Origin of the sequence: Paenibacillus xylanexedens, assembly GCF_001908275.1 — a bacterium.
Taxonomy (GTDB): domain Bacteria; phylum Bacillota; class Bacilli; order Paenibacillales; family Paenibacillaceae; genus Paenibacillus; species Paenibacillus xylanexedens_A.
Genome location: NZ_CP018620.1, coordinates 6,863,079 through 6,885,592, shown reverse-complemented (window position 1 = coordinate 6,885,592; position 22,514 = coordinate 6,863,079). Strand labels below are relative to the sequence as shown.

The window sequence follows — 22,514 nt, the reverse complement described above, 5'->3', positions numbered from 1 at the left end:
TTTAATCGTTAGGAAAAGCTCACTACCCCGCAGCCGAATCTTTACTTATCCACACCAGGGCTGTGGGGGAATAATCAAATCGTACATAGAGTGTATCAATACCCCTTAAACATAGGCTTCGTCAAAGGCAGCTCGGGTGCCAAATCAGGAGGTACGGTCGACTTCCTGCTGGTCGGCCGGAACCCTGCGGCAAGCCTTACATCGACAGGAGGAACATTCCTTGTCGTCTATCCCCAAATCCAATTCCGAAACCCATGTTAAACCAAATCCCGTCTTCAGGTGGCTCGTCCGCGGCAATCATATTGAAGCAGAGGAGTCCGAAGCAGCCGCATCTCTTGCGTAGAACGATGTTTGTTGTCCTTAACGCATGGGAGCCGAGCGGTACAGCTGCTAGGCAGAGGATTGCCGCATGCGATCAACCGGGCAATCGAAGCGTGACGTTGCGCAAGCCATTGATATTGTTGTCAGATGTTTGAAAAAGAGAGGAGCGAGGCTGGAGCGTTGCTTCGGCATATGCTCCGCCGGATTGCTTTTACCGATGAAGAGAGGGGAACGATCCAGATGGCTTTTGAAAAAGAAACGTTGTTTTGGAACGAAAAATTCGGTATTGACGATTATACCTTGACGCGGTTGCCTTACAGCAAGGCTCCAAACTCCCTGGTGCCCAATGTGAAAACCGTTGGCGGTTCGCTTTCGGAGGAAGCGGCGCAGCGGGTCCTTCAAATGAGCAAGGGTGCTCCGCTGGCTGCTTTTATGATTTTGCTCGCCGGTGTTCAGGCACTCTTGCATAAATATATAGGTGCTTCAGACATTCTGGTCGGCATGCCGGTTGTGCCAAAAAAGGGGGAGACGCGTCGATCCGTTAATCATACGGTCATTTTGAAAAACTCGTTTTCGGTGGGGGCAACTTTTAAGACGCTTCTGAGCGAACTGAGGACTTCCTTGCCGGAAGCCATTCAACATCAACATATTCCGTTCTTGAAAATGACGGAGAAGCTGGATCTGCAATATGCAGAAGGGATACCCTTCGTCCATACGCTAGTATCCCTTAAGGAGCTGCATCTGGACGAAATTAGGAAAAACGTGGTCACAGACTGTTCGTTTGAATTCAGTTTAACCGGCGGGACGATACAGCTAGCGCTGTCATATAACGAGCACTTATATGACTCCGAGTTCATGAATCGGGTCGTCGGCCATCTGAATCGCCTGCTGTCTGTCGGGCTTCATGAGCTGGAGCTGGACATCGTACGAGCGGACATGCTGTCGGAGGACGAAAAATTTCAATTAATACAAAGCTTCAACGATACCGAGAAGGACTATCCTCGTGATCGGACGATTCATCAGCTTGTGGAGGAGCAAGCGAAGCGTGTGCCCGAGGCGACGGCGGTTGTCTTTGAGGGGCAGCGGCTTTCATACGCAGAGTTGAACGAACGGGCGAACCAGCTGGCGCGTACGCTACGATCGGTCGGTGTGCTACCCAATCAGTTGGTAGGCTTGATGGTTAGGAGATCGCTGGAGACGGTCATTGGCATTCTGGCGGTTCTGAAAGCTGGCGGTGCCTACGTGCCGATCGACCCGGAGTACCCGGAAGAACGTATCCGCTACATTCTGGAGAACTCGAACGCGCAGCTGCTACTGACTCAAAGAGAGCTGTTACAGCAAGTCCCGTTCGAAGGGACCGTATTGGCGCTAGATGACAAGCAGGCCTATAGCGATGATGGCTCGAACCTGGAGGCGGCCAGTGGTCCACACGATCTTGCTTATGTCATTTATACGTCAGGTACAACGGGCAAACCCAAAGGGGTCATGCTGGAGCATCGTGGTTTGGTCAGCTTGAAGTTGATGTTCGCAGACAGGCTGGGCATTACGGAGCATGACCGGATCGTTCAATTTGCGAGCTTGTCCTTCGATGCATCCTGCTGGGAGGTTTTCAAAGCACTCTATTTTGGCGCGGCTTTGTACATCCCGACGGCCGAGACAATTCTCGACACTCGTCTGTTCGAGAGTTATATGAACGAGCATGCGATTACGGCGGCGATTCTGCCCCCGACTTACAGCGCTCATTTGAACCCGGACCGTCTTCCCAGCTTAACAAAGCTTGTAACGGGAGGATCGGCGGTATCGGCCGAATTCGTGCAGCAGTGGAAAGCGAAGGTTCACTATTTCAATGCTTACGGGCCTACCGAAGCTTCGATTGTTACGACGCTTTGGGATGCGGATGAGCGACAGCCGGAGCGTAGAGTCATTCCGATTGGGCGCCCGCTGGCTAATCATCAGATTTTTATTTTGGATGCCCACCTGCAACTTGTGCCTCCGGGGGTGGACGGCGAGCTGTGCGTGGCAGGCGTGGGGCTTGCGAGAGGTTACCTGAACCAACCGGAACTGACGGCAGAGAAATTTGTGGAACATCCGTTTGCGCCGGGAGAACGCCTTTACCGGACAGGAGATCTCGCCCGCTGGCTGCCGGACGGTAATATGGAGTACTTGGGCCGGATCGACCATCAGGTGAAAATCCGTGGATTCCGAATCGAGGTCGGTGAGATTGAAGAGCAGCTTCTGAAGATCGATTCGGTGCAGGAGACGATTGTAATCGCGCGGGAAGGCAAAAGTGGGCAAGAACTGTGCGCTTACCTGGTCGCTAGTCTCCCTCTTACGCTCGGCGAGCTGAGAAGCGCGCTGGCGCAAAAATTGCCGAATTACATGATTCCGGCACATTTTGTTCAGCTTCCGCAGATGCCGCTCACGCCGAACGACAAAATCGACCGCAAGGCTTTGCCTGCCCCGGAAGGAAACGCCCTGACCGGCGGCGAGTACGTAGCTCCACGCAATGAAGCCGAGCGGACGCTTGCCGATGTGTGGCAGGCGGTATTGAACGCCGATCGCGTTGGGGTAACGGATCATTTCTTCGAGCTGGGCGGAGACTCGATCAAGTCCATTCAAGTATCTTCGCGGCTTCATCAAGCCGGGTACAAGCTGGAAATCCGGGATTTGTTCAAATATCCGACGATTTCACAGCTTAGCCTGCATGTGATACCGATCGGACGTACCATCGATCAAGGCGAAATTACGGGTGAAACGGCGCTGACGCCGATTCAGCATTGGTTTTTCGAGAGTTCCTTTGCGGACCCGCATCATTTCAACCAGTCGGTGATGCTGTACCGGAAGGAACGCTTCGACGAAGAGATGGTACGTCAGGTGCTGCAAAAGCTGGCCGAGCATCATGACGCCTTACGGATGGTGTTCCGCAAAACGGAACAAGGGTTTAGCGCACGGACCCGCGCGATTCAGGAAGACGAGCTGTTCACGCTGGACGTGTTCGACTTCAAGGATACGGAGAATCCCACGCAGGCTGTGGAAGCGAAGGCAACGGACATTCAAGCGGGCATCGATCTGAAGAACGGGCCCCTCATGAAGGCGGGACTGTTCCAGTGTGCGGACGGTGATCATTTGCTGCTCGCGGTTCATCATGCCGTGGTAGATGGCGTGTCTTGGCGCATTTTGATGGAGGATTTCGCTCTAGGTTACGAGCAGACCGGCAAAAGCGAAGAAATTCGTTTCCCGGCGAAAACAGATGCGTACCGCACTTGGTCCGAGCAGTTGGCTGCTTACGCGCAAAGCCCGGAGATGGCGAAGGAACGGTCCTATTGGCAGGCCGTGGATCAAATGGAGGTTCCGGCCGTGCCGAAGGATATGGAGGCGGACGTTACGACGCAGCAGGACAGCGAATCGCTGTTTGTCCGTTTGGCTCCCGAAGAAACGGAGTTGCTACTGAAGCGGGTTCACCGTGCCTTCAACACCGAAATGAATGATATTTTGGTAACGGCGCTCGGCATAGCCTTACGCAAATGGACGGGGCACGAACGGGTGCGGATCAATCTCGAAGGACACGGACGTGAATCGATCGGAACGGATATCGACATCACGCGTACAGTCGGCTGGTTTACGACCAAGTTTCCGGTCGTCCTGGAGCCGGAAACCGACCGGGATTGGACCTATCAGATTAAACAGGTCAAGGAAAACTTGCGCCGCATTCCGAACAAGGGGCTTGGGTACGGCATATGCCGGTATCTTTCGAAATCGGAGGATGGCTTGGTTTGGGGCACAGAGCCGGAAATTAATTTTAACTACCTCGGCCAGTTCGACGATGATGTCAACCAGGGCGAGATCGGCATATCTTCTTATTCCAGTGGCAGCCCGGCTAGTGGCCGGCAGGCCCGCAGCTTTGTGCTGGATATCAACGGTATGGTGCTGGACGGTGCTTTATCGCTTGATCTCAGCTACAGCCGGAAGCAGTATCACAAGGAAACGATGGAAGCCTTCGCTCAGCGGCTTGAGCAAAGTCTCCGAGAGCTCATTACCCACTGCGCAGGCAAAGAGAACACCGAATTGACGCCGAGTGACGTGCAATTTAAAGGCTTGACCATCACAGAGTTGGAGCAAATCGCTCAGCGCTCGATTCATCTCGGGGAAATCGAAAATATTTACTCGCTGACGCCGATGCAGAAGGGTATGTGGTTCCACAGCGCGCTTGACCGGCAAACGGCAGCTTACTTTGAGCAGACGCGGTTTACGATGCGGGGAGCGCTCGACGTCCAGCTTTTTGAGAGGAGCTGGATGGAGCTTGCAAAACGTCATCTGGTGCTGCGGGCGAATTTTGTGAATGGACCAGCGGGCGAGCCGCTGCAAATTATATACCGCGACAAGCCAGTCGGCTTTGAATATGAAGAGCTGCTTCATTTACAGGTACACGAGAAACAAGCTTACTTGGATGAAAAGGCCGAGGAGGACAAGCTTCTTGGCTTCGACATGGAACATGATGCGCTCGTTCGGTTTACGATTCTGCGCACCGAAGAGCAAAGTTATCACGTACTGTGGAGTTTCCAACATATTTTGATGGACGGCTGGTGCCTGGCTCAGCTGACGCAGGAGTTGTTTGAGATATACTCAGCCCTGACCTCTGGGAAGCAGCCAGCGGGAGGTAAAGGATCGGATTATGGCGATTATATCGAATGGTTGGAGAAACAGGACGATCAGGCAGCATCCGGCTATTGGACTGCGTTCCTGGCAGGCTACGAAGGGCAAACCGTACTTCCGGGGCAAAAGGAACCAGCGCAGAGCGGCAGATTTACGGCTGATCACGTCACCGCCGAACTGGGCAAGGATTTGAGCAAACGGATGGACCGGGTGGCGAAACAGCACCTGGTTACAGTCAATACGCTGCTGCAAGCCGTTTGGGGCGTAATGCTGCAAAAATATAACGGAACAAACGATGCCGTATTCGGCAGTGTCGTTGCCGGAAGACCGGCGGAAATCCCGGGCATTGAGTCTATGATCGGGCTGTTCATCAATACGGTGCCGGTCCGCGTCAATAGCGAAGTGGACACCGTGTTCACCGACCTGATGGCGAAGCTCCAAGAGCGGGCGCTGGATTCCGGGCGTTATGATTACTATCCGCTGTATGAAATTCAAGCGCGTAGCGTGCAAAAGCAGAATCTGATCAACCATATCATCGCTTTCGAGAACTATCCGGTGGACGAGCAGATGGTGCAGGCGGGGGACCAGCAGCACGGCGGCCTGACAATTGCTGACGTTCAGATGGAGGAGCAGACGAACTATAACTTCAACGTGACTGTGGTGCCGGGAGCCGAGATCGAAATTCGATTCGACTTTAATGCCGAAGTGTTCGATAAAGACAGCATCGAGCGGCTCAAGGGGCATTTCGTGCATCTGCTGGAGCAGGTAACGGATAACCCGGAAATTACCGTGGGCGAGCTGGAACTTGTGACGGAGGCAGAAAAGGGCGAACTTCTCGGACGTTTTAACGACACCACGACGGAATTTCCGCGCGGGCAGACGCTCATTCAATTGTTTGAAGAACAGGCAGAGCGCATACCGGATGCAGGCGCCATCTCCATGAATGAGCAAGAGCTGACCTACCGCGAGCTGAATGAACGCGTCAACCGCCTTGCCCGTACCTTGCGCAGTCACGGGATATCCAAAGGATGTCTGGTCGTCATTATGGCTGAGCGTTCCATTGAAATGGTGGTGGGCATACTCGCGGCACACAAAGCCGGAGCGGCTTACGTACCGATTGACCCGGAATATCCAGAGGAGCGTATCCGTTTCTTAATTGAGGATTCAGGAGGGCAGGTCATACTGACGCAAAGCCGCTTGCGCGAGCGCCTGGCGGGTTTGGACTCGTTGATCTTATTGGATGACGAGTCCTTCTATCACGAGGACGGAACGAACCTAAATCCAGGGATTGAAGCGACAGATCTGGCCTGCGTGATCTATACGTCAGGCACGACGGGCAAGCCGAAAGGAAACCTTGTTTCGCACCGCAACATCGTGCGCGTTGTGCAAAATACAAATTATATCGACATCACCAATCGTGATCATGTCCTCCAGCTTTCGAGCTATTCGTTCGACGGAGCGATTTTCGATATTTTTGGTGCTTTGACCAACGGGGCGCGGCTGGTGCTGGTTCCCCGCGAGACGTTGCTGGAAATTGGTCTACTGGCGGATCTCATCCAGCGCCAGCGCATATCGGTCATGTTTATTACGACGGCTTTCTTCAACGTGCTTGTAGATGTGAATGTCAATTGTTTTCGGGATGTCCGGGCGATTTTGTTTGGAGGAGAGCGTGTCTCGGTTGGTCATGTACGTAAAGCACTCGCCCATCTTGGAGCGGGTAGGCTCAACCATGTGTACGGACCGACGGAAAGCACGATATTTACCACGTACCTTCCGGTCGACTTCGTTGATGAGTCGGCGCTTACCGTTCCTATCGGACGACCAATCAGCAATACGACGGTGTATATCGTCGACAGCCGGAATAAGCTGCTGCCGATCGGCGTGGTCGGGGAGCTATGTGTCGGCGGAGAAGGTTTGGTACGGGGCTACAATAACCGGCCGGAACTGACGGCGGAGAAATTTGTGCACAATCCTTTTACGTCAGGAGAGCGCATGTACCGGACGGGGGATTTGGCGAAATGGCTACCGGACGGCACGATTGAATATGTGGGACGAACGGACGACCAAGTGAAAATCCGTGGCTTCCGCATAGAGCTGGGCGAGATCGAAGCTCAGCTTCAGAAAGTGGAGGGAATTCGGAAAACGACAGTATTCGCGCGGGAAAACGTGTCCGGCGAAAAGCAGCTTTGCGCCTATTATGAAGCGGACTGTGAGCTTCCGGCGGCCGAGCTGAAGAGCGTGCTGTCTCAGGAACTGCCGGCCTATATGATCCCGGCGTACCTGATCCAGTTGGAGCGTCTCCCGCTGACGACGAACGGCAAGGTAGACCGCCGTTCCCTCCCGGCGCCGGAGGAGAGCTTGCAACCGGGCGAAGGACATACTCTGCCTAGGACTCCGCTCGAAGCCAGCTTGGCTGAAATTTGGAAAAGTGTGCTTGGATTGGAGCACATCGGGGTTCATGACAACTTCTTTGACTTGGGCGGCCATTCCCTGCGGGCAACGACACTGGTGAGCAAGGTGCATCAGGAGTTGAACGTCGAGTTGCCTCTGCGCGACGTATTCCGCTACTCGACGATCGAACAGATGGCTCTAGCTATCTCCCGAATCGAAGAGCATTCGTTCTCGTCGATTCCGCTGGTAGGCGCAAGAGCGTATTATCCACTTTCCTCAGCTCAGAAGCGGCTGTTTATCCTGAATCAGCTGGAAGGAGCCGAGCAGAGCTATAACATGCCGGGTGTGCTGCTGCTCGAAGGATCAATTGACCATAGCCTGCTGGAGAAAGCTTTCCGCGGACTGATCGAACGTCATGAAACGTTGCGAACCGGATTTGAGGTCGTACAAGGCGAAGCGGTACAGCGTATTTACGAGAGCGTTGATTTTTCCGTCGTGTGTCGACATGCGAACGAGGAAGAAGCGTCTGCAGTCGTGCAGGCTTTTATCCGACCTTTCGACTTGGCGAAGCCACCGCTGCTGCGTGCCGAGCTCGTAGAGCTGGCCGCCGATCGTTATTTACTGATGTTTGACATGCACCATATTATCTCCGACGGGGTTTCGATGGACGTGTTCGTTGAGGAACTCGTTCGTCTGTATGGCGGTGAGTCATTAGAGCCTTTGCACATTCAGTACAAGGACTATGCGGTATGGCAGCAATCGGACGAGCAAAAAATTCAATTGAAACGCGAGGAAGCTTACTGGCTGGACCGATACCGGGGCGAGCTGCCGGTTCTGGAAATGCCAACGGACTATCCGCGTCCTGCTGTACAGAGCTATGAGGGACATACGCTGACGTCCTTCGTGGACGAGGCAACGAACGAAGGCTTGAAACAGCTGGCCGCTCAAAGAGGAACGACGCTATATATGGTGTTGCTTGCCGCATATACCGTGCTTTTGCATAAATACACAGGTCAGGACGATTTGATCGTCGGAACGTCGATTGCGGGCAGAACGCACGGCGACACGCAGCCTTTGATCGGAATGTTCGTCAACACGCTGGCGATCCGCAATTATCCGGCTTCGGAGAAGACCTTCCTGTCGTATTTGGAAGAAGTGAAAGAAACGACTTTAGGCGCTTACGAGCATCAGAATTATCCGTTCGAAGAACTCGTCGATAAAGTGCAGGTTAGCCGGGATTTGAGCCGCAACCCGCTGTTTGACACGATGTTCTCCCTGCAAAACCTGGAGGAGTCAGAGTTTGAGTTGGAAGGGCTGAAATTGTCCCCGTACCCTAGCGAATATGGTATGGCCAAGTTCGACCTGAGTGTGGATGTCACGGAAGAAAATGGCGGACTGGAGTGCAACTTTGAATTCGCAACGGCTCTTTATAAAGAAAGCACGATCCGGCGGCTATCGATTCATTTTGGACATTTGCTTGCGGCGATTGTAAGCCATCCGAATGCAAAGATCGCTGAGCTGAACTTGTTGACGGCAGATGAAAAAGAGAAGATTCTCGGCGCGTCTCACCCGATGCAATCGGAAGTGGCTCCTGTGGCCGCGTTCCACCGACTGTTTGAGGAACAGGCGGAGCGCACTCCGGAAGCGGAAGCCGTTGTATACGAGAACGATCGGCTGACGTATGCGGAGCTGAACGTACGGGCGAACGGCTTGGCGACAACGCTGCGTGCAAGTGGAATCGGCCGGGAGGAGATTGTTGGCATTCTCGCCGAGCGTTCGGTCGATTTGTTGGTGGCCGTGATGGCCGTCTGGAAAGCGGGCGGGGCGTATGTACCGCTTGATCCGGATTATCCGGCGGACCGCGTGCGGTTCATGCTGGAAGACAGCGGAGCGAAGGTGCTGCTGACACAAACGCTGCTGAGAGAGCGTGCTGAAGCCTGGCTCAGCGAAGAGGAACTGGCACTTGCAAAGGTGTTGTACCTCGACGACGAAACGTCATACAGCGAAGACCGGGAGAATGCACCGCTTGCCTCCGGCATGGTTTCCGGTAAAGTCTCCGGCGAGCTGACGGGTGCTGTGAACAGCGATGATCCGAGTCATCTGAAGGTTGCTGGCTTGGACAGCTTCCATGAAGCTCGTCCTGAGGACCTAGCGTACGTGATCTACACGTCGGGAACGACAGGCAAGCCGAAGGGTGTAATGATTGAGCACCGCAGCTTGGTGAACACGGCAGCGGGCTACCGGCGGGAATACCGGTTGGATCAGTTCCCAGTCCGGCTACTGCAACTCGCCAGCTTCTCGTTTGACGTGTTCGTGGGTGATATGGCACGCACGTTGTATAACGGAGGCACCATGGTCATTGTACCGAAGGATGATCGGATTGATCCGTCTCGCCTGCACCACTGGATAGAGCGGGAGCAAGTGACGATCTTTGAATCAACACCAGCACTGATCGTACCGTTTATGGAATACGTGCACGAGCAAGGGCTGGAGTTAAGCGGTATGGAGCTGCTCATCACAAGCTCGGACAGCTGCAGTGTGGCAGATTACCGGACCTTGCAGGAGCGTTTTGGCTCATCGTTCCGCATTATTAACGCCTACGGCGTGACGGAAGCATCGATCGACTCCAGTTTCTATGACGAGGAGTTGGCGAAGCTGCCGCAGACAGGTCATGTGCCAATCGGAAAAGCATGGCTGAATGCGAAGTTTTACATCGTGGATGCACATCTAAATCCTGTTCCAGTCGGTGTGCTGGGCGAATTGGTTATCGGCGGAGTTGGGGTAGCACGTGGGTACTTGAACCGTCCAGAGCTGACGGAAGAGAAGTTTGTAGACAGTCCTTTCACCGCTGGTGAGCGGTTGTATCGCACGGGAGACTTGGCGCGGTGGATGGAAGACGGCAACGTGGACTTCATCGGCCGGATCGACAACCAGGCAAAAATCCGGGGCTACCGGATCGAGACGGGGGAGATCGAGTCGCAGCTGTTGCGGGTAGAAGGTGTGCGCGAAGCGTTGGTGCTGGTCCGAAGTGACGCGAACGGGCAGAAGGCGCTATGCGCGTATTACACGCCGGATACCGGAGTTGAGCTGGTAGTGAACGATCTGCGCAGGGCGCTGGCACAGGAGTTGCCTGGGTACATGATCCCGTCGTACTTTGTGGAGCTGGAGCGTCTACCTCTGACACCGAACGGAAAGATAGACCGGAAGGTGCTGCCAGCGCCGGAAGGGGAAGCGGGAAGCGGAACGGAGTACGTCGCACCGCGCAATGAGCTGGAAACGAAGCTGGCGGCGATTTGGCAGGAGGTGCTGGGGCTTGCGAAGGAGATTGGTGTTCATGACAACTTCTTCGACATCGGTGGCCACTCCCTGCGCGCGACAACGTTGGTCAGCAAGATTCATAAAGAGTTGAACGTGGATCTGCCACTGCGCGACGTGTTCCGCCATTCCACGATCGAGAGCATGGCTACCGCCATTTCTCGGCTGGATCAGCAGATATTTGTTTCCATTCCGGTGACGGATGGCCGAGAGGTGTACCCGCAATCTTTTGCTCAAAAACGTCTCTTTATTCTGAATCAGCTGGAAGTTGCGGAGCTTAGCTACAACATGCCGGAAGCGATGCTGCTGGAGGGTGCTTTGGACCGGGCAAGGTTCGAAGAAACGTTCCGTAAGCTCGTGGCGCGGCATGAAATGTTGCGCACCGGGTTTGAAATGGTGGATGGAGAAGCATCACAGCGGGTTTACCAGGACGTGAATTTTGCGGTGGAGTTCTATCAAGCGGATGAGCAAGAGGTCGAAGCGGTGGTTCACGGTTTCGTCCGTCCGTTTGACTTGGCTAAGCCACCGCTGTTGAGGGTAGGCCTTGTTGAGCTGGCTCCGGAACGCCATATTCTGATGTACGACATGCATCATATTATTTCTGACGGCGTTTCAATGGAAATCTTTGTTGAAGAATTCGTACGTTTGTATGGTGGAGAGCAATTGGAGCCACTGCGCATTCAGTACAAAGACTACACCGTTTGGCAGCATTCGCAGGAGCAGCAGGAAAGGCTTCAGCATCAGGGGGCGTATTGGCTGGACATGTTCCAGGGCGAGCTTCCGGTGCTGGAAATGCCGACCGACTATCCACGTCCGGCTGTACAGAGCTACGAAGGTCAAACGCTGGAGTTTTCCTTCGACGCTTCAAAAACCGGCGGCCTGAAACAGCTGGCTTCGGACACGGGCACGACGCTGTTTATGGTGCTGCTTGCGGCGTATAACGTGCTTTTGCATAAATATTCAGGTCAGGAAGACGTAATCGTTGGTACGCCGATTGCCGGAAGGAATCATGGAGATGTGCAGCCGTTGATCGGGATTTTCCTAAACACGCTGGCGATTCGCAGTTATCCGTCTTCGGAGAAAACATTCCTGTCATATCTGAACGAAGTCAAAGAAACAACTCTGCGTGCTTTTGAGCATCAGAACTATCCGTTTGAACAATTGGTGGACAAGGTGCAAGTCACCCGTGATTTAAGCCGCAATCCGCTCTTCGACACGATGTTTACGATGCAGAATACGGAGAACGAGCAATTTGAGCTGGAAGGGCTTCGCCTGATTCCTTATCCGAGCGTACTTGATACTGCGAAGTTTGATATCAGCTTGGATGTGGGCGAGGAGAACGGCGGCTTGGATTACAGCTTTGAATATGCGACAGCTCTTTACAAAAGGGAGACGATTGAACGGCTGGCAAAACATTACGAGCAGTTGCTCCTGACAATTGTAAACCGTCCAGATGCGAAGATTGCCGAGCTGAACTTGCTGACAGCAGAGGAAAAAGAACAAGTTCTCAATGCGTTTAATCCAGCGCAGCAAGAAGCGGCTCCTGCGGCTACGTTCCACCGTCTGTTTGAGAAACAGGCAGAGTGTACGCCGGAAGCGGAGGCCGTTGTGTATGAGAATAACCGCCTAACGTATGTGGAGCTGAACGAGCGAGCGAACCGCTTAGCGGTCACGCTGCGTGCAAATGGCATCGGCCGGGAGTCAATCGTTGGCATTCTCGCCGAGCGTTCGGTGGACTTGCTGGTGGCCGTGCTGGCCGTCTGGAAAGCCGGCGGGGCGTATGTACCCCTCGACCCGGATTATCCGGCGGACCGCGTGCGGTTTATGCTCGAAGACAGCGGAGCGAAGGTACTGCTGACACAAACGCCGCTGCGAGAACGTGCCGAGGCCTGGCTCCGCGAAGAGGAGCTGGCGCTGATGTCGGTGCTGTACCTCGACGACGAAGTGTCGTACAGCGAAGATCGGGCAAATGCTCCGATGTGCTTTGATCAAGGCTCCAACATGGCTTCCAGTCGGGTCTCTGGCAAACTAACGGGGGCTGTGAACGGTGCGGATCGGAACCATCTGGATGTTGTGGATGATGTTGATGTTGATGTTGTTGGCATGGACAGCTTCCATGAAGCCCGCCCAGAGGATCTGGCGTACGTGATCTACACATCGGGAACGACGGGGAAGCCGAAAGGTGTGATGATCGAGCACCGCAGCCTGGTGAACACGGCGGCGGGTTACCGGCGGGAATACCGATTAGATCAGTTCCCGGTGCGGTTGCTGCAACTCGCCAGCTTCTCGTTTGACGTGTTCGTGGGCGACATTGCCCGGACGCTGTACAACGGAGGCACGATGGTGATTGTGCCGAAGGACGACCGGATCGATCCTTCTCGTCTGTACTACTGGATAGTGCGGGAGCGAGTGACGATCTTCGAATCAACACCGGCGCTGATCGTGCCGTTTATGGAATACGTACATGAACAGGGGTTGGAGTTCAGCGGGATGGAGCTGTTGATTACAAGCTCGGACAGCTGCAGTGTGGCGGATTACCGAACCTTGCAGGAACGCTTCGGCTCGTCGTTCCGCATCATTAACGCTTACGGTGTGACGGAAGCGGCGATCGACTCCAGTTTCTATGACGAAGCGCTGACGAAGCTGCCGCATACAGGCCATGTGCCGATCGGCAAAGCGTGGTTGAATGCGAAATTTCACATCGTGGACGCACATCTGAATCCCGTACCAGTCGGCGTGCTGGGCGAACTGGTCATCGGCGGCGTCGGAGTGGCGCGTGGGTACTTGAACCAACCGGAGCTGACGGAAGAGAAGTTCGTAGACAGTCCGTTCGCTGTGGGCGAGCGGTTGTACCGCACGGGAGATTTGGCGCGGTGGATGGAAGACGGCAACGTGGACTTCATCGGGCGGATCGATAACCAGGCAAAAATCCGGGGCTACCGGATCGAGACGGGTGAGATCGAGTCGCAGCTGTTGCGTGTGGAAGGTGTGCGCGAAGCGGTGGTGCTGGTTCGAAGTGATGCGAATGGGCAGAAGGTACTGTGTGCGTATTACACGCCGGATACTGGAGCGAAGCTGGCAGTGAACGATCTGCGCAGTGCTCTGGCACAGGAGCTACCGGGTTACATGATCCCGTCGTACTCCGTGGAGCTGGAGCGTCTGCCTCTGACACCGAATGGGAAAATAGACCGGAGGGCGCTGCCAGCGCCGGAAGGGGAAGCGGGAAGTGGAACGGAGTATGTCGCACCGCGCAATGAGCTGGAAATGAAGCTGGCGGTGATTTGGCAGGAGGTGCTGGGGCTTACGAAGCAGATTGGCGTTCACGACAACTTCTTCGACATTGGCGGCCACTCCCTGCGAGCGACGTCACTGGCAGGCAAGGTATTTAAGGAACTAAACATCAACCTCCCGCTGCGCGACGTATTCCGCCACTCGACGATTGCGGCGATGGCCGAGGCGATCGCCCCGATGGAACGGCGGGAGCATGAGGCCATTCCTCAAGCGGAGCAGAGAGAGTATTACCCTCTGTCCTCCGCGCAGAAACGGCTGTTCATTCAGCACACGCTGGATGGAGCAGATCAGCTTTACAACATGCCGGAACTGGTGCAGGTGGAAGGTGAGTTTGATTTAGACCGGTTGGAAGCCGCCTTGCGGAAATTGATAACACGGCATGAATCGCTGCGCACCGGTTTTGAAATGATGAAGGGCGAAGTGGTTCAGCGGATATACCCACAGGTCGATTTTGCTATCGAGTACCATCAAGCGGATACAGAGGATTCAGATCAAATCGAGCAGATCGTTCGCAACTTCGTTCGTCCGTTTGATCTCGGCCAACCGCCGCTGCTGCGCGCCGGGGTCATCGAGCTGGAGCCGCACCTGCGTATTCTCCTTTTCGATATGCACCATATCGTGTCCGACGGTGTATCGATGGCGATTGTGATGGAGGAGTTCTCGAGTTTCTACGCCGGAGAACAGCTGCCACCCCTGCGCATTCATTACAAGGATTATGCCGTTTGGCAGCAGTCGAAGGCCCACCGAGAGCGAATCGGGCGGCAGGAAGCGTACTGGCTGCAAACCTTCGAAGGCGAGCTGCCCACGGCGGACCTGCCGATGGACTACGAACGGTCTACCGTTCGTAGCTACGAAGGCGCGCATGTGGAGTTCGACGTCGAAGCTTCTCTCTCTGCGCAGTTACGCGAATTGGCTGCCGAGTGTGAAAGCACACTGTTCATGGTGCTGCTTGCGGCCTATACTGTGTTGCTGTCCAAGTACAGCGGTCAGGAGGACTTGATCGTGGGCACCCCGGTGGCTGGAAGAACTAACGCCGATTTGGAGCGGGTCATCGGCATGTTTGTTAATACGCTGGCGCTCCGCAATCGTCCGTCTGGTGACAAAACGTTCTTGTCCTACCTGGAAGAAGTGAAGGAAACGGCTCTGGGTGCTTTTGAGAACCAGGATTATCCATTCGAGGATCTCGTGGAACGTTTGAATGTGAAACGGGAGCCGGGCCGCTTCCCGTTGTTCGATGCCGTTTTCGACTTGCAAAATATTGAAGAACGAGACGCCGAACTGGAAGGGGTCAGCCTGAAGAATTACGAGCTTGACCCATTGGAAGAAGCGAAGTTTGATCTGACGCTGTTTATGTATGAAAACGAAGGGGCGTTGAGCGGGGGCTTCTTCTACGCCACCAAGCTGTTCAAAGAAACGATGATCCGCACCTTGACTGAGGATTACCTGCGGGTACTGTCTCAAATTGCGGAAAATCCACAACTCGAGCTAAGCCGAATTGAATGTCATAAACCGGCGGCAGGCGCAAAGAGTGCCGTCGATACGATCGAATTCGCATTCTAATGTTACAAGCGCGCTTCCGTCATCAAGCGACAGCGCGTGTATCCCAAGGAAGACGCGAACAACATGCAAGCCCGTAAACGCGCAGGTCGAAAGCGAGCCTTTCCAGACCTGCGTCGGGGTATGCGGTCACTTCATTTTTAGGGGAGGTACGAATGAAATCTTTATTTGAAAAGGAAGAACGGTACTGGAGCGGCAAGTTTGACGCAGATGATAGCCTGAGCTTCCTTCCATACAGTCAATCCTCCAAATTATTCGAGGGCGGGGAATCTGCGGCTGAGCCGGACTTGCTTCACCGTACTCTGCCGAGCGAACTCTCGGAGAGAATCATTGGCCTCGCCAGCGGTTCGGATTTGGCTCTGTACATGATTGTTTTGGCAGGAGTCAAAAGCCTGCTGTTCAAATATACCGGGCGGGACCAAGTGCTTGTCGGCATGCCTTCGTATAGCGCAGACCAGGGCGAGACGCCGCCGCATGAAATCTTGGTGATCAAGACATCGGTAAGCAGCCAGACTACGCTGAAAACGCTGCTTGGGGGCATCAAAGGCTCCATCGGCGAGGCGCTGGAGCATCAGCACCTGCCTTTTCGAAAAATGGTGGAGCCGCTCCATTTGGACTATACGGGGCATGGCCTCCCGGTCGTCAACACCATCGCATCCTTCGCCCCGATTCATCCGGGACCGCTGGGTAACCGTGTGGCGGCTGATACCGTTTTTCGCTTCGACCGCCAAAACCACTCCATCGAGCTGGAAATAAGCTTTGACGGACAGCGGTACGAGCGGGCATTTATGGAGCAGGCGGCCGACCATCTTGTTCGTTTGCTGTCCATGCTTTTATTTCAGCCAGATCTGGAGTTTGGACAAGTCGATATGCTGTTCCCAGTCGAGAGGGAGATGCTGCTCAAGGGATTTAATGACACCGAAACCGAGTTCGAGCGGGGGAAAACGATTCATGGCTTGTTCGAAGAACAGGCGGAGCATCGCCCGGATAACGTGGCCGTCGTCATGAACGAGCGGCAATTGACCTACCGCGAGCTGAACGAGCGATCCAACCGCCTTGCGCGGAAGCTGCGGGAAAAAGGAGTAGAAGCAGACCAGCTGGTAGCGATTCTGGTCGAACGCTCGCTTGATATGGTCGTCGGCATTCTGGCAATTCTCAAAGCGGGCGGAGCCTTCGTGCCTGTCGATCCCGACTACCCGGAGGAGCGCATCCGCTTCATTATCGAGGATTCAGGCGCACCGTTATTGCTGATTCAAAAACATCTGCACGAGAAGACCGACTTTGAAGGAACACGCCTTGAATTAGACGATTTTGTTTGGAGCGATAGCGGGGCGGAATCCACTGGTGTGCTGGATGCTTCGAATCTGGAGCCGGCCAGCGGTCCGAATGATCTGGCTTATGTCATCTATACATCAGGTACGACGGGCAAACCCAAAGGGGTCATGCTGGAGCATCGTGGTTTGGTCAGCTTGAAGCTGATGTTCGCGGACAGGCTGAGCATCACGGAGCATGACCGGATCGTTCAATTCGCCAGCCTGTCATTCGACGCGTCCTGCTGGGAAGTGTTCAAAGCGCTCTATTTTGGCGCGGCTTTGTACATCCCGACGGCCGAGACGATTCTCGACAACCGCCTGTTCGAGAGTTATATGAACGAGCATGCGATTACGGCGGCGATTTTGCCTCCGACGTACAGCGCATATTTGAACCCGGACCGCCTTCCCAGCTTAACGAAGCTTGTAACGGGAGGTTCGGCGGTATCGGCCGAATTTGTGCAGCAGTGGAAGGAGAAGGTCCACTATTTCAATGCTTACGGGCCTACCGAAGCTTCGATTGTTACGACGCTTTGGGATGCGGATGAGCAGCAGCCGGAGCGCAGAGTCATTCCGATTGGGCGCCCGCTGTCTAATCACCGGATTTTTATTTTGGATGCCCACCTGCAACTTGTGCCTCCGGGAGTGGACGGAGAGCTGTGCGTGGCAGGCGTGGGGCTTGCGAGAGGTTACCTGAACCAACCAGAGCTGACGGCAGAGAAATTTGTGGAACATCCGTTTGCCCCGGGAGAACGCCTTTACCGGACGGGAGATCTCGCCCGCTGGCTGCCGGACGGCAACATCGAATACCGGGGGCGGATCGATCATCAGGTGAAAATCCGCGGCTACCGGATCGAAATCGGCGAGATTGAAGAGCAGCTGCTGAAGATCGCCGCCATGCAAGAAGCGGTGGTGCTCGCCCGCGACGACGCGAACGGCCATAAGCAGCTTGTCGCTTACTACGTTGCGGAAACGAGGCTGGCGGCGCATGAACTCAAGGAGCAGCTCGCCAAGCAGCTTCCGGGATATATGATTCCTTCGTACCTCGTGCAGCTTTCGCGGATGCCGCTGACCCCGAACGGGAAAATCGACCGCAAAGTGCTACCCGCGCCAGAGGAAGCCGCCACTGGAGGAACGGAATATGTCGCGCCGAGAACGCTGCTCGAGATGAAGATTGCCCGTGTCTGGCAGGATACACTTGGCATTCCACAGGTTGGCGTAAAGGATAACTTTTTTGAGCTGGGAGGCAATTCCTTAAGTCTGATTAGGCTCGTTCAAGCCGTTTACGATGAAACGGGCATCGAGATACCGCTGAATCGCCAATTCCATCATGTAACCGTTGAAGCCATGGCTTTTGGAGAGGAGGATCTGGGTCTGGATAAAGGGGGAGACTCCTTCATTAAGCTAAATAAAACAGGGGATCTGAACGTGTTCTGCTTCCCTCCAGGCAGCGGCTTCGGCATCGGTTACCGAGAGCTTGCAAGCAGACTAGACGGCCGATTCGTGCTTTACGGCATTGATTTTATCGACGATGTCATCGATTACGAGGCCATGCTGAACCGTTATGTGGATGAGATTGTTCGTATCCAGCCTGAAGGACCTTACGTGCTGCTGGGTTACTGCTTCGGAGGCAACCTGACGTTCGAGGTAGCCAAATCGATGGAAAGAAGAGGGTATTCCGTAACGGACGTGCTCATGGTGGACTCGTGGATCAAGGACACACTCACACCTTATGAAACGTCTGAGAAAGAGCTTGAAGAAATGCTTGCGGATTTCGACGAAGAAGAGAAGGAATTAATGAGCAATCCGCTCGTGCGGGAGCGTGTTCATCGGAAGATCAAAGCCACCTTGACGTACGAAGCGCAGCTTATTAATTCAGGAACGATAACTGCCCGGATTTACGAACTGATTGCGAAGGACAGCGAAGCGTTCCGCCTGGAGCACCAGTTGCCGTCCTGGCAGAGGACAACGACGCAAGCTTACGCCGATTACCGGCTGGAGGGCGCACACGAGGAGTTACTGGAACTCACGCGCGTGGACGAAACGGCCGTTGTCATCCGTGACATCTTAGTGCAAATCAAGCAGCAGATCGATGCGGAGGCCGGGGTCCTGCATGGGAGCTGACCGGCAGACGTCTGTTCAAGAACAACGCACAACGGCGCCTTCCAAGCGCCGAACCGCTTATGCCACCTGGAAAGCGTTCCGCTGGCTGATGTCCTATGTAAGCCGTCACAAAGGCTGGATGATCGTCGGTATCCTGTCCGCAATTGCCGCCGCTGTTATTGAGATATGGACGGGACGTTTGGTCGAGCAGCTGACCACACAGGCCGAGAATGGGGCGGGGCCTATCGTTCTGCAGATCGTGTACACGGTCTTTGTGGTCATCTTGATCGGTGTGCCGGCGAAGTTTTTCATGAGCTTTGGTGTGGAGCGAAGTAGTGCCTCTGCGGTGCGGGATATCCGCAACCATGTCATGCGTCATATCGGCAAACTTCCGGTCCCCTATTTGGAAAAGCAACACTCCGGCGACGTATTGTCGCGGATCAACAACGATCTGCAGCTCATCCAGCAATTTATGATTCGGGACCTCGCCCAGTGGTTTTATCATCCGCTATTATTTATCGGCTGTTTCGCTTATTTGATGTATCTCCAATGGGAGCTGATGCTGTACAGCCTGCTGTTATTTCCCTTAGCACTGCTGGTTTCCCAATGGATCGGCAAGCAGTTGGAACAGTTGACGGAGGAAGCCCAGGCGAACATGGGCCGAATGAACGTCAACCTCCAGGATACGCTTGGGGGGATGCCTATTGTAAAAAGCTACCTGCTATCCGGTATGTTATCTCGCTCCTACCAAGTACTGCTGCAATTGACGGCTCAAAAAAAGCTGGCCGTGAAAAAGCGGGAAGCCTGGGTCAACCCGCTGCTTTCTACGCTGATGATTAGCCCGATCATTTTCGCCGTCAGTTACGGAAGCTATTTGATCTACAACGGGCAGCTAGGCGCGGGAGAACTGATCGCCTTCCTGTACTTGCTTAATCTGTGTCTGGAGCCGCTGGAGCATATTCCCGAGCTCATCACGCGCACGTTCGAAATGACCGGTGCCCTGAGAAGGGTCTCCGAAATCGTCGAGCAGCCGACCGAAACGGAAAATGGACGTTTGCTTCCAAAAGCGAGCGCCGCCCCCATCCAGTTTCAGAACGTAACCTTCGGGTATGAAGAGAATTCCCCGATTCTGCGGAATGTTAGCTTCTCGGTGCCAGAAGGCAAGACGATTGCACTTGTCGGAGCGAGTGGTGGAGGGAAGAGTACGGTGTTTAAGCTGGTATGCGACTTTTATCCACTTCCGGAGGATCAGGGCGAGATCCGCGTGTTCGGAAGCCTGATCCACGGTGCAGATCCGGAGCAGCTTCGGTCACATTTTTCCGTGGTAACCCAAGATTCATATTTGTTTAGCGGTACGATCGCCGAAAATATCGGCTATGGGCGGGAAGAAGCGTCGATGGACGAGATTATCGAAGCCGCCAAAGCCGCTCAGGCTCATTCTTTCATTATGCAGCTTGAGGATGGTTACCAGACGTATGTCGGAGAGCGCGGCGGGTTTTTGTCCGGTGGGCAACGCCAGCGCATTGCAATGGCTCGGGCGTTTCTGAAGGATGCTCCCGTTCTGCTGTTGGACGAGCCCACATCGGCACTTGATCCGGAGTCGGAAAGCGCGGTTCAGGAAGCGTTGGGCGTATTGATGAAGCAGAGAACGACCATGGTTATTGCCCACCGGCTCTCTACGGTACAAAACGCCGATGAAATTTGGGTTATGGAACAAGGAAGTATTATCGAAAAGGGCACTCATGAACAATTGCTCGAGAGGAAGGGACTGTACGCCCAGTCGTATTACCAGGAGTTTACCGAGTCTGCCGAACGCAGGGAGGTGTCGTACACATGAAAAAGGGCGGAAGGCTATCACAAGTGAAAGAACTCGGCTACTTGCTGACGTTTATGAACCGCAAGCGCAAAACCCAGTACGCGATTGGCCTTGCTGTAACGGCGCTCACCCAGACATTGTTTCTGATCGCCTTCAGCTTGGTCGTACATAACTTGGTTGATTTCGCCGTGTCCCGAGATACGTCCCTGATGGTAGAAGCTTTTGTTATTTTGGGCGCGGCCCTGTTCCTGGAAAATATAATTTCTCCCTGGTTCATTTACTTATACCAGCGCAGTGTCGAGCTGACTGTGCTGAATATCCGCAAACGTCTTTATGACAAGCTGTGCCGGGTGCGGCCGAGATTCCTGGAGCAGAACCACCATGGGGACTTGCTGTCGCGAGTGAACAACGATGTAACGACCGTTGAGTTTACATTCTCGCAGGTTTACTTCGTTTTGCTGCTTCAAGTTGTCTTCTGCATCGGCTCCATTGTCTCTATGGCGGTGATCGATTGGCGGTTTGCCGGCGTATCCTTCGTCATTCTGCTGCTGTCCTCTCTGGTCAGCCTGAAATTTGCACGGGATATCCGCGCTTTGTCCGAACAAGGCTTGCGTACGCTCGGTAAAATGACCGAAAAATTCAAAGATTTTATGGGCGGCATTCAAATTGTGAAGTTGTTCCGCATCCGCACGATTTACGGCCAGTACGAGGCGTTGAACGAGCAAATGACGCAAACGCTTCGGCAAACGGCGAAGAAGAACGGTATGCAGGCTGCGGTGAACCATTTTATCAGCTACGTCACGTTCTGCGGCATCATCGTCATCGGCAGTCTTCTATATGCCAACGGATTGATGGGAATGGGAAGTGTCGCCGCTCTGGCAGTTTTGCAAGTGAATCTGACGCACGCCTTGTTGAACTTGGGGATGGTTCTGTCGATGACCCAAAATTCGCTCGCGGGCGCTCACCGGATTCAAGAGGTACTAAGTGAGGAAGAGGAACCGGAGCGTCTGGGATCTTCTCGTAGCGAGCTTGTATCGGAGGCTGCGGTGGAGTTTCGCGATGTGGAATTTTCCTATCAGGCGGATAAAAAGGTACTTGTCGACATGTCCATGCAGGTGTTTCCTGGTCAGGTCGCTGCGATCGTGGGAGCCAGTGGCAGCGGCAAAAGTACGCTGATCAAGCTGCTGCTCGGTTTTTATCCTGTGGACAGCGGAGATATCCTGCTCCAGGGCAAACCTTTCGGCCATTACACGCTGGAAGAAATCCGCAGGCAGATTGCATACGTTCCGCAGGAGCCGTTTTTGTTTACCGGCACGATTGAGGAAAATATCCGCTATGGCAATCCGGATGCAACGGATGAAGAAGTGGTTGAAGCGGCCAAAGCGGCGTACGCTCACCATTTTATTCAGGAACTTCCTGAACAGTATAAAACGCCGGTGGGAGAGAGAGGAGCGTCGTTGTCAGGCGGACAAAGGCAGCGAATTGCGATCGCCCGGGCGATTCTCAAAAACGCCCCGATTCTGCTGCTGGACGAAGCGACTTCTGCATTGGATAACGAATCCCAGCATTGGGTACAGCAAGCTCTGAACGTATTGATGAAGGGGCGCACCACCATTCTGATTGCGCATCGTCTCAGCACGGTGGAACATGCAGATTTGATTACGGTCATGAATCAAGGAACGGTCGTCGAACGGGGCCGCCATCAGGACCTGCTGGCGCTCGGAGGTTATTACGCTCGGCTGTACGGATAGACCCGC

4 protein-coding genes are annotated in these 22,514 nt (G+C 54.3%); all 4 read left to right on the top strand.

Annotated features, from left to right (window positions below; all coding sequences use genetic code 11):
* Nucleotides 1-468 precede the first annotated feature (468 nt).
* Nucleotides 469-15,531 (top strand): non-ribosomal peptide synthetase, encoded by a 15,063-nt coding sequence (locus BS614_RS29935; protein ID WP_074096552.1) that lies wholly within the window; start codon nt 469-471, stop codon nt 15,529-15,531.
* A gap of 152 nt (nt 15,532-15,683) precedes the next feature.
* Nucleotides 15,684-18,962 carry a non-ribosomal peptide synthetase gene (locus BS614_RS29930; protein WP_074096551.1) on the top strand — a complete coding sequence of 1,093 codons (3,279 nt, stop codon included), beginning with the start codon at nt 15,684-15,686 and terminating at the stop codon, nt 18,960-18,962.
* Nucleotides 18,952-20,778: an ABC transporter ATP-binding protein gene (locus BS614_RS29925; RefSeq protein ID WP_074096550.1), complete on the top strand. Its 1,827-nt coding sequence runs from the start codon at nt 18,952-18,954 to the stop codon at nt 20,776-20,778. Before BS614_RS29930 ends, BS614_RS29925 begins: the two co-directional genes overlap by 11 nt.
* The gene (locus BS614_RS29920) at nt 20,775-22,508 is read left to right on the top strand and encodes an ABC transporter ATP-binding protein (RefSeq protein WP_074096549.1); all 1,734 of its coding nucleotides are present in this window, start codon (nt 20,775-20,777) and stop codon (nt 22,506-22,508) included. The genes BS614_RS29925 and BS614_RS29920 overlap by 4 nt, the downstream gene beginning before the upstream one ends.
* Nucleotides 22,509-22,514: the final 6 nt, after the last annotated feature.